This is a genomic window from bacterium endosymbiont of Bathymodiolus sp. 5 South (assembly GCF_900128535.1).
GTDB lineage: Bacteria > Pseudomonadota > Gammaproteobacteria > PS1 > Pseudothioglobaceae > Thiodubiliella.
The window spans coordinates 1-2,379 of record NZ_FQTR01000213.1; the positions used below are offsets into that span (position 1 = coordinate 1).

4 protein-coding genes are annotated in these 2,379 nt (G+C 35.4%); all 4 read left to right on the top strand.

Annotated features, from left to right (window positions below):
- The coding region (locus BBROOKSOX_RS10075; protein WP_180323989.1) for a hypothetical protein at window positions 1-416 on the top strand (416 nt) is incomplete at its 5' end.
- On the top strand, window positions 416-1,045 hold the full coding sequence (locus BBROOKSOX_RS10080) for a tetratricopeptide repeat protein (protein WP_139661603.1): 630 nt from the start codon (window positions 416-418) through the stop codon (window positions 1,043-1,045). The genes BBROOKSOX_RS10075 and BBROOKSOX_RS10080, both read left to right, overlap by 1 nt.
- A gap of 137 nt (window positions 1,046-1,182) precedes the next feature.
- On the top strand, window positions 1,183-1,983 hold the full coding sequence (locus BBROOKSOX_RS10085) for a hypothetical protein (RefSeq protein ID WP_139661606.1): 801 nt from the start codon (window positions 1,183-1,185) through the stop codon (window positions 1,981-1,983).
- On the top strand, window positions 1,984-2,220 hold the full coding sequence (locus BBROOKSOX_RS10090) for a hypothetical protein (RefSeq protein ID WP_180323990.1): 237 nt from the start codon (window positions 1,984-1,986) through the stop codon (window positions 2,218-2,220).
- Window positions 2,221-2,379 lie beyond the last annotated feature (159 nt).

Genomic DNA, 2,379 nt, shown 5'->3' on the forward strand with positions numbered 1-2,379 from the left:
CACAAAGAGCACAAAATGTTATCGCTTCTTATGTGGTCGGCGGGGTTGCCGCTGAGTTGGGTGGCGGTAAGTTTGCTAATGGTGGCATGAGTGCGGCGTTTAGTAGGATGTTTAATGATTTAGGGCATCCAATTGGCAAGGACTTCTCTCATTCAAACGGTAAAAATAGTCATTTTCATGATGCTCCACTTGAATCTGTTACACCTCTTTTAGACATATTTTTCAGTAGAAAAACTATTGGTTTTGCGGTTAAGACTCGTGTTGGTAGAAGTTTGTGTATTTTTGCAATTCTTTGCGCTCCTCCTAACACTATTTCTAACACTATTAGAGATGGTTTAGAAGACAGTATTAGATTAAAAAATATTTCTAGAAAAGTAAAGGATTCTATTAATGCTCACAATAGGAGTAAAAAATAATGTTGAAAAGATATAGTGTTCTTTGGTATGAAGCCGAATCTGATAAGAACAATAAAAAATTATCTGATAGTTTAGAGGATTGTTTTGTAAATGGAAATTGTAAGAATATAATTAATATTTTGTTAAAAGCTGATAAAAATAATTGCAGAATTGCCGCAAGTCTTATTGGTAATCTTTATTTAAATGGAAAATACGGTGTTAAAAAAGATGTTAACGAGACTATTTATTGGCATCGAAAGGCATTTTTTGAAAATGAAGATATAGATGCTGGGTTAGATTTAGCTATTTTTTATAAAAATTTAGCAACTAAAAATAAAGATAATGCACTGCATAAAAAATCAATTGAAGTTTACCAAAAAATTGCTACCATCAACAATCATATTGCTCTTACTGCACTAGGTGGATGTTACGAAATAGGGCGCGGTGTTGAGAAAAATATAGATAAATCATTCGAATATTACAAGCAAGCGGCAGAAGCAGGCAATCTAGCAGCCACTATGGCAATGAGTAGAGTTTATCGTAAACATAAAAATTGGCTTAAGGGTGTAAAAATGTGTTTAAAAGTTATACCAAAAATTTTAAGTGAAGTAAAAAAAAACCCAGATAGTGAAAAATTAAGAAGGGAGTAAAAATAAAGAGACACAAGTGTTAATTATGAGTATAAAACCCCAACAGATATTGGAGATATTGGGGACGCTACCCTTTTTTAATTGGTATTTTATTCATCCCAAGATTAAATGTTTATGCAGCAGGATTTTTGTTAGGCATGATAGGAAGCAAAGGTGATTTAAAACAAGGAATATTAGGTGCATTAACAGCAGGATTTATGCATCCAATGAAAGCAGGTTTTAATAAACTTATAGCCCATGGCGTAACTGGTGGTGTACGAAGTCGATTATCTGGCGGTAGTTTCAAAAGCGGATTTTTAGGCTCCTCTGTAAGTTATGGCGCCAGCTGGTCAGGTGCATATGAGGCGGCAGGCGTTAGTAGCCAAGCCAACACATGGGCACAAAGAGCACAAAATGCTGTCGCCTCTTATGTGGTTGGTGGGATTGCTGCTGAGTTGGGTGGCGGTAAGTTTGCTAATGGCGGGATGAGTGCGGCGTTTAGTAGGATGTTTAATGACCTAAGTTCAGCATATGAGTGTATGGGTCGTTGTCATGGAAATGATTATGGTAAGGTTTTAAAGACAAACAATATAGTGAATGGAAATATTGGGGGTAGTGGCAGTTTGTTTTTAGGTGTTTTTGGTGTATCTGGTTTTATTGGTAAAGGAGGTGATTCAAATGGAAACAGATGCTTTGTCGGAACTGGTTGCATGCAATTTGGATTGGGAGTTTTTGGCGGTGCTGGCGCTTCAATTGAAGGCGGATACAGTAAACCATTAACAACGGGGAGTAGTCAAAGTTGGGGTTTCTTTTTTAATGGCGGGAGCGGTCCTGCTAGTGGAGCAAATGTTAATTTTGACAAGGGCGGAGTTAGTGGAGGCAAAGGATTTGTTGGAGGTGGTTTTGGCGCTTCAGGAGGCGTTCAATTTTGTGAAAGTTATGCTAATTGTAATAATTAAATGAATAAAAAGGAAATGGAAAAACAACACTTTCTTTTATTAAAGAAGGCTTTTTTGTTTGGATTTTTACCTATGATGAGTTCGCTTTTAATACTTCATTTATGGCTAGGATTATTTATAGGAAAAGTTATAAGTGACATTGGAACAGTGATTTTTCTTTATTTTTTTATAAAAATGTTTCTGAATTTTTTTAGATATAAAGGATGGTTGAAAGGTAATGATAATAGTAATTATTAGGGTCAGTGAAAATAAGGAAAAATAAAAATAAGATATTGGATATGTCAGGTTTCACCACGTTATTCCCTACTTTCAAAAACCACACTCCGAAACATATCAGGCTTTCTGATAAACAAATCAGGCTTCAAATTATACCAATACTCTAAAGCCTCATAAGGC